Source organism: Escherichia sp. E10V10 (assembly GCF_004211985.1).
Taxonomy (GTDB): Bacteria; Pseudomonadota; Gammaproteobacteria; order Enterobacterales; family Enterobacteriaceae; genus Escherichia.
In genome coordinates, this window is sequence record NZ_RHJO01000040.1 from 1 (window position 1) to 6,610 (window position 6,610).

General features: G+C 50.5%; 10 protein-coding genes. 9 read left to right on the forward strand and 1 reads right to left on the reverse strand.

All coding sequences use genetic code 11. The features are described 5' to 3' along the window. Window positions 1-296 (forward strand): DUF2570 domain-containing protein (locus D9736_RS22670; RefSeq protein ID WP_130259230.1); only part of this gene is annotated, 296 nt, incomplete at its 5' end. After that, entirely contained in the window at window positions 181-438 is a 258-nt protein-coding gene (locus D9736_RS23685) for a peptidase (protein ID WP_122992028.1), read from the forward strand. The genes D9736_RS22670 and D9736_RS23685, both read left to right, overlap by 116 nt. A gap of 21 nt (window positions 439-459) precedes the next feature. Here D9736_RS23685 and D9736_RS22680 read toward each other — a convergent pair whose 3' ends face one another. Beyond that, the gene (locus D9736_RS22680; RefSeq protein ID WP_089583262.1) at window positions 460-1,029 is read right to left on the reverse strand and encodes a hypothetical protein; all 570 of its coding nucleotides are present in this window, start codon (window positions 1,027-1,029) and stop codon (window positions 460-462) included. A 176-nt stretch (window positions 1,030-1,205) separates the two neighbouring features. Here D9736_RS22680 and D9736_RS22685 point away from each other — a divergent pair, with 176 nt between their 5' ends. The 7 genes from D9736_RS22685 to D9736_RS22715 all read left to right on the forward strand — a co-directional run bounded on the left by D9736_RS22685 (window position 1,206) and on the right by D9736_RS22715 (window position 6,556). Beyond that, window positions 1,206-1,661, forward strand: coding sequence for a hypothetical protein (locus tag D9736_RS22685; protein WP_000340221.1), 456 nt, complete (start codon window positions 1,206-1,208; stop codon window positions 1,659-1,661). A 131-nt stretch (window positions 1,662-1,792) separates the two neighbouring features. After that, window positions 1,793-2,143, forward strand: coding sequence for an HNH endonuclease signature motif containing protein (locus tag D9736_RS22690; protein WP_001135223.1), 351 nt, complete (start codon window positions 1,793-1,795; stop codon window positions 2,141-2,143). 125 nt (window positions 2,144-2,268) lie between these two features. Further along, complete coding sequence (locus tag D9736_RS22695; RefSeq protein WP_001560815.1) at window positions 2,269-2,763, forward strand: phage terminase small subunit P27 family; 495 nt, start codon at window positions 2,269-2,271, stop codon at window positions 2,761-2,763. Beyond that, entirely contained in the window at window positions 2,760-4,493 is a 1,734-nt protein-coding gene (locus D9736_RS22700) for a terminase large subunit (protein ID WP_000088150.1), read from the forward strand. Before D9736_RS22695 ends, D9736_RS22700 begins: the two co-directional genes overlap by 4 nt. Window positions 4,494-4,504: 11 nt before the next feature. Continuing rightward, the gene (ymfR, locus tag D9736_RS22705) at window positions 4,505-4,687 is read left to right on the forward strand and encodes a protein YmfR (protein ID WP_000605605.1); all 183 of its coding nucleotides are present in this window, start codon (window positions 4,505-4,507) and stop codon (window positions 4,685-4,687) included. Further along, window positions 4,687-5,928, forward strand: a complete 1,242-nt coding sequence (locus tag D9736_RS22710; RefSeq protein ID WP_001560816.1) for a phage portal protein — start codon at window positions 4,687-4,689, stop codon at window positions 5,926-5,928. The genes ymfR and D9736_RS22710 overlap by 1 nt, the downstream gene beginning before the upstream one ends. Beyond that, on the forward strand, window positions 5,906-6,556 hold the full coding sequence (locus D9736_RS22715) for an HK97 family phage prohead protease (protein WP_001193631.1): 651 nt from the start codon (window positions 5,906-5,908) through the stop codon (window positions 6,554-6,556). The genes D9736_RS22710 and D9736_RS22715 overlap by 23 nt, the downstream gene beginning before the upstream one ends. Window positions 6,557-6,610 lie beyond the last annotated feature (54 nt).

Consider the following 6,610-nt stretch of genomic DNA (forward strand, 5'->3'; position numbering starts at 1 on the left):
ACGAAAAGAAACGTGCTGATGAGGCTGTACGAAATGCTGAATCAGCAACTGCCATTACCAATAACGTCCTGCAATCACTACAAATCGTCAATACAGTTCTGGAGGCTAACCAGCATGCAAAACAGCAGATCGCACTGGAGTCACAGAGAACCCAGGAAGATATCAAAGTGGCTGTTACGGATGATGATTGTGCTTCACGTCATGTGCCTGCTGCCGCTGCTGACCGGTTGCGGAAATTCGCGGACGGTTTACGTGAGCGCTCCGGTGGCACCACTGCCAGCCAGCCTGACTTCTGATACTCCTGTACCGTTTATACCTAATCCGCTGACGTATGGTGCTAGTCTGGAGTTGAATGTGAGTCTGTTGTCTGCGCTGGCTAACTGCAATCGAGATAAAGCTGACATTCGTAAAATAGATTCAGAGAGAACTAACCATTAAGCAATAAAATTGACAGTTTAATCAGTTGTCAAATGAATATACGTTAAAGGTATATGTCGACATAATTTCACCAATTACCTCAATACATACACTTTTTTTATGAAAATTACTGGGAAATGAACTTAGCTCCTCAAGATATTGCACATAAGTGCTGATATCACTTGCATCACGTTCAAGGAATTTCACTTGACCAAAAGAAGGAGTTTTAATTCTGGTTCTTTGCTGGATTATATGGATAAAGTGTGTAGTTGGTGAAACTATTACTCTTGAAATATCGGAAGTGATATCTTCTTGAACCTGCCGATAAAGCAAATCTTTTGGGTAATGATGTTTTATCTCGATGGTTGCAACATTGCCATTATGTTCAGGCGTCAATATCGACTGGTTATAAAGTGATATGTCAACAGCGCCGATACCGAGTTTTGGATGCTCACTTAAAGCAGTTAGTGTGCTGATTTGATTGATTATAACAACTAACTCATCACGTATTTGTGTTTCATGTTTGCGATTGTAGAAGTAGCAATTCAGTTCATTTAACTTTTTATGCATCCTATCGTGACTAATTGCTTCGATCAGTAAATCCTGAATCATACTTTTCTCTGAGTAATCCGAATGGTTGTACGTGACAGTATTGTGCTGGCACGCCATCAATATGTAAAGATATTGTTATATAATAGCGAGATGGCGAAGTATAATTGATAAAAAACTGTACAGCCCTGATTGAATGTAATTTGCTATAATCACCTCTAAAATAAAGTGAGGTGTAAATGGACGCTACTTATATTGCTTATGAAACTCTTGTAGCTAACAGAGATGCTGCATTTTGGGCTAAATTTTCTGCTCTTGTGAGTCTGGCGAGTATTGGAGTTACTTTGTTCGCAGGGATTGTGGGTTTTCTCGCATTAGGGCAATGGAAAAAACAGTATAATGAAGACAAAAAATTGAAATTGATGGATGCTATCATTGAGTATAATAATACTTTGATTTCTATGCCAAAGAATTTAGAAAATGATGAAGGTTATGTTAATAGAAAGTTGATTATCAGAGCCTTTAATGAATTGCAATCTAGGTGCAATATTTATCTATCATCTAACTCAAATGATGATATTTCTAAAACCATGGATAATTTACGAGAACTTCAAATGGCTTTCTTGGCCGGAAAGGGTTTTAAATCAGAATTGGCCTTGCTTGCAGGGAAAATGTTATATATAGATTTAAAATGAAATAGATTGTCTGGATATTCCATATTATTAATGCTGGTTGAACTAATTATCTTTTTTGATGATTAGTTCTCCGGTATTTTTATTTGCGAAGTTATAGATAGAACTATAGTAATAATTTAAGAGGTGATTGGATGCCCCCACGAACCCCAAAAGCCTGCCGTGTTCGCGGCTGCCGCTCTACAACCACGGACCCTTCAGGCTACTGCGAAAGCCACAAAAGCGAAGGCTGGAAGCAATACAAACCTGGACAATCCCGTCATCAGCGCGGTTATGGTTCTAAGTGGGATGTTATCCGTGTGCGTGTGCTGCAACGTGACAAAGGCCTGTGTCAGTTATGTCTGCGTGCTGGTGTGGCGCGTGAAGCGAAAACCGTTGACCACATCATCCCTAAAGCACATGGTGGCACTGATGCCGACAGTAATATGCAGAGTCTGTGCTGGCCGTGCCATAAGGCGAAGACGGCCCGTGAACGGCTTAAGTGATAATAACTCTCAACTGTCTGAGGGGAGGGGCGGGTCAAATCTCTGTGACCTGACGTCTTCCGGACTGCCCGCCCCATCGTTTTTTTATACCCGCGAAAAATGAAATTTAACCAGGAGTGCCGCATATGGCTGGAACGGCGGGGCGTTCCGGGCGTCGCCCCAAGCCAACGGCGCGCAAGGCGCTGGCCGGAAACCCCGGCAAGCGAGCCCTGAACAAAGATGAACCCGTTTTTACGCCCATCAAAGGTGTTGAGCCACCGGAGTGGTTCGCTGAAGAAGAGCTTCCTCTCGCCACGATCATGTGGCAACTGACAACCAAAGAACTCTGCGGTCAGGGCCTGCTGTGCGTGACTGACCTCGCAGTGCTTGAGCGGTGGTGCGTGGCCTATGAGTTCTGGCGACGTGCCGTGAAAAATATTGCCAGACAGGGCAACACCATCACCGGTGCAATGGGCGGCATGGTCAAAAATCCGGAGCTGACCGCCAAAAAAGAACAGGAGTCCGAGATGAGCAGTACGGGGGCAATGCTCGGACTCGACCCCAGCAGCCGCCAGCGTCTGATTGGCCTGGCGGGGAAGAAGAAAGCCACTAACCCGTTTCTGAAAATTATCGAGTCATGAGCCGGAAATCTTACCCCAACGTAAATGCTGCCAATCAGTATGCCCGGGATGTCGTGCGCGGAAAGATTGTGGCCTGCCAGTTTGTGATTCAGGCCTGCCAGCGCCATCTTGACGACCTGATGGCGGAAAAAAGTAAGTCGTTTCGTTACCGCTTCGACAAGGATCTGGCTGAACGGGCCGCCAAATTTATTCAGCTGTTGCCGCACACCAAGGGTGAGTGGGCATTTAAACGGATGCCCATCACGCTGGAGCCGTGGCAGCTCTTTGTGATCTGCTGCGCGTTTGGCTGGGTCAATAAAGGCTCCCGGCTGCGCCGCTTCCGGGAGGTGTATACCGAAATCCCCCGTAAGAACGGCAAATCGGCAATCTCTGCCGGTGTTGCCCTGTATTGTTTTGCCTGTGATAACGAGTTTGGCGCGGAAGTGTATTCCGGTGCCACGACAGAGAAACAGGCGTGGGAAGTCTTTCGCCCGGCGCGACTGATGTGTAAACGCACACCCATGCTGACGGAAGCGTTCGGGATTGAGGTTAACGCCTCAAACATGAACCGTCCGGAGGATGGGGCGCGGTTTGAACCGCTGATTGGTAACCCCGGTGATGGTTCATCACCCCACTGTGCGGTGGTGGATGAATATCACGAGCACGCCACAGATGCGCTTTACACCACGATGCTTACCGGGATGGGGGCGCGACGTCAGCCACTGATGTGGGCTATCACTACCGCCGGGTACAACATTGAGGGGCCGTGCTACGACAAACGGCGGGAAGTCATCGAGATGCTCAACGGCTCGGTGCCTAACGATGAACTGTTCGGGATCATCTATACCGTTGATGAAGGTGACGACTGGACCGACCCGCAGGTGCTGGAAAAAGCCAATCCAAATATTGGCGTGTCGGTTTATCGCGAATTTTTGTTAAGTCAGCAGCAGCGTGCGAAAAATAACGCCCGTCTGGCAAACGTCTTTAAAACAAAACACCTCAATATCTGGGTGTCGGCGCGTTCGGCGTATTTCAACCTGGTGAGCTGGCAGAGCTGCGAGGATAAATCACTGACCCTTGAGCAGTTCGAGGGGCAGCCGTGCATTCTGGCCTTTGACCTGGCGCGTAAGCTGGATATGAACAGCATGGCGCGACTTTATACCCGCGAGATTGACGGTAAAACGCATTACTACAGTGTGGCCCCGCGTTTCTGGGTACCGTATGACACGGTGTACAGCGTCGAGAAAAATGAAGATCGACGGACAGCCGAACGCTTTCAGAAATGGGTGGAAATGGGCGTTCTGACCGTTACCGATGGTGCGGAGGTGGATTATCGCTACATCCTCGAGGAGGCCAAAGCGGCGAACAAAATCAGCCCGGTCAGCGAGTCACCCATCGACCCCTTCGGGGCGACCGGGCTCTCACATGACCTTGCTGATGAAGACCTGAACCCCATCACTATCATTCAGAACTACACCAACATGTCCGACCCGATGAAAGAGCTGGAAGCGGCAATTGAATCGGGGCGCTTTCATCATGATGGCAATCCCATCATGACCTGGTGTATTGGCAACGTGGTCGGCAAAACCATTCCGGGTAACGATGATGTGGTGAAGCCCGTCAAAGAGCAGGCGGAAAACAAAATTGACGGTGCAGTTGCGCTGATTATGGCGGTTGGCAGAGCCATGCTGTACGAGAAAGAAGACACGCTGTCTGACCACATTGAGTCCTATGGGATCCGCTCGCTTTAACTGAGGTAATTATGATCATGCTGATTCTCGCGCCTCTGGTGGGCGTGCTGGGGGCGCTTTTGCTGGCGTATGGTGCCTGGCTGATTTATCCCCCGGCGGGGTTTGTTGTTGCCGGGGCGTTGTGCCTGTTCTGGTCGTGGCTGGTGGCGCGATATCTCGACCGTACACAGCCGTCTGTCGGCGGAGGTAAATAGTGTTCTTTTCGGGATTATTTCAACGAAAAAGTGACGCACCGGTGACCACGCCAGCAGAGCTGGCGGATGCCATCGGGTTGTCCTACGACACCTATACCGGAAAGCAGATCAGCAGTCAGCGGGCCATGCGACTGACGGCGGTTTTTTCCTGCGTCAGGGTGCTGGCAGAGTCGGTCGGGATGTTGCCCTGCAACCTGTATCACCTGAACGGCAACCTGAAACAGAGAGCCACCGGCGAACGTCTGCATAAGCTGATTTCCACGCATCCCAATGGCTATATGACGCCGCAGGAGTTCTGGGAGCTGGTGGTCACCTGTCTGTGCCTGCGGGGAAACTTTTACGCCTACAAAGTGAAAGCATTTGGCGAAGTGGCTGAACTGCTACCCGTCGATCCCGGCTGTGTGGTACCGAAGCTTAACAGTAGCTGGGAGCCGGTCTATCAGGTCACATTCCCGGACGGCTCCACGGATGTGCTGAGCCAGGAAGATATCTGGCATGTGCGCACGCTGACGCTGGACGGACTGGTGGGGCTGAATCCCATCGCCTATGCCCGCGAGGCAATATCGCTGGCGGCAGCGACCGAAGAGCACGGGGCCAGACTGTTCAGCAATGGTGCGGTGACGTCGGGTGTGTTGCGTACAGAGCAGACGCTGTCAGATCAGGCTTACGAGCGCCTGAAGAAAGATTTTGAGGAGCGTCACACCGGGCTTGGCAATGCTCACCGCCCGATGATCCTTGAGATGGGGCTGGACTGGAAGTCGATGGCGCTGAACGCCGAGGACAGCCAGTTCCTGGAAACCCGCAAGTTTCAGCTTGAAGAAATCTGTCGTCTGTTCCGGGTGCCATTGCACATGGTGCAGAACACCGATCGCGCCACCTTCAACAATATCGAAGAGCTGGGGCTGGGATTTATCAACTATTCACTGGTGCCGTATCTGACCCGCATTGAGCAGCGGATCAACACCGGACTGGTACGAAAAAGTAAGCAGGGCGTTTATTACGCCAAATTTAACGCCGGGGCCTTACTGCGCGGGGATATGAAGTCCCGTTTTGAAGCCTACGCTACCGGGATCAATTGGGGAATTTACTCTCCCAATGACTGCCGCGACCTGGAAGATATGAATCCGCGTCCCGGTGGTGATGTCTATCTCACACCGATGAACATGACCACGAAACCCTCCGATGGCAGTAAAGCCGGTAAGCAGAAGGATAACGCCAATGCAGACGAAACAACGTCTTGATGTACCGCTGAGTCTGAAATCTGTCAGTGACTCCGGTGAGTTTGAAGGGTATGGCTCCGTCTTTGGTGTAAAGGACAGCCACGATGATGTGGTGATGTCAGGGGCATTTGCCGCTTCCCTGCGGGCGTGGAGTGACAGAAAAGCGTTACCTGCGCTGCTCTGGCAGCACCGCATGGATGAGCCCATCGGTGTTTACACCGAAATGAAGGAAGACGATGTCGGGCTTTACGTCAGGGGGCGGTTGCTCATTGATGATGATCCCCTGGCAAAACGCGCACATGCACACATGAAGGCCGGTTCGTTAACCGGCCTTTCTATTGGGTACGTCCTGAAAGACTGGGAATACGACCGGAGCAAAGAAGCCTTTCTGCTGAAAGAAATCGACCTCTGGGAAGTCAGTCTGGTGACATTCCCGTCTAACGACGAGGCGCGGATCAGCGACGTCAAGAACGCACTGGCCCGCGGGGAAATCCCCGAACAGAAAAAAATCGAAAGAGTCCTGCGTGATGTCGGACTCTCCCGTACCCAGGCCAAAGCATTCATGGCCGGGGGCTATGGCGCACTGTCCCTGCGCGACGCTGAGGATGTGGGCTCTGCACTGAATGCACTGAAAAATCTGAACTTCTAATCAGGAGAAATACGATGGCGGTTGATATTAAAGATGTCGAACAGGTCGCGCAGG

Excerpts from the sequence above, each read along its gene's own strand:
- ymfR (WP_000605605.1), top strand. The coding sequence starts at position 4,505 with ATGATCATGCTGATTCTCGCGCCTCTGGTGGGCGTGCTGGGGGCGCTT.
- D9736_RS22715 (WP_001193631.1), top strand. The coding sequence starts at position 5,906 with ATGCAGACGAAACAACGTCTTGATGTACCGCTGAGTCTGAAATCTGTC.
- D9736_RS22695 (WP_001560815.1), top strand. The coding sequence starts at position 2,269 with ATGGCTGGAACGGCGGGGCGTTCCGGGCGTCGCCCCAAGCCAACGGCG.
- D9736_RS23685 (WP_122992028.1), top strand. The coding sequence starts at position 181 with ATGATGATTGTGCTTCACGTCATGTGCCTGCTGCCGCTGCTGACCGGT.
- D9736_RS22700 (WP_000088150.1), top strand. The coding sequence starts at position 2,760 with ATGAGCCGGAAATCTTACCCCAACGTAAATGCTGCCAATCAGTATGCC.
- D9736_RS22680 (WP_089583262.1), bottom strand. The coding sequence starts at position 1,029 with ATGATTCAGGATTTACTGATCGAAGCAATTAGTCACGATAGGATGCAT.
- D9736_RS22685 (WP_000340221.1), top strand. The coding sequence starts at position 1,206 with ATGGACGCTACTTATATTGCTTATGAAACTCTTGTAGCTAACAGAGAT.
- D9736_RS22690 (WP_001135223.1), top strand. The coding sequence starts at position 1,793 with ATGCCCCCACGAACCCCAAAAGCCTGCCGTGTTCGCGGCTGCCGCTCT.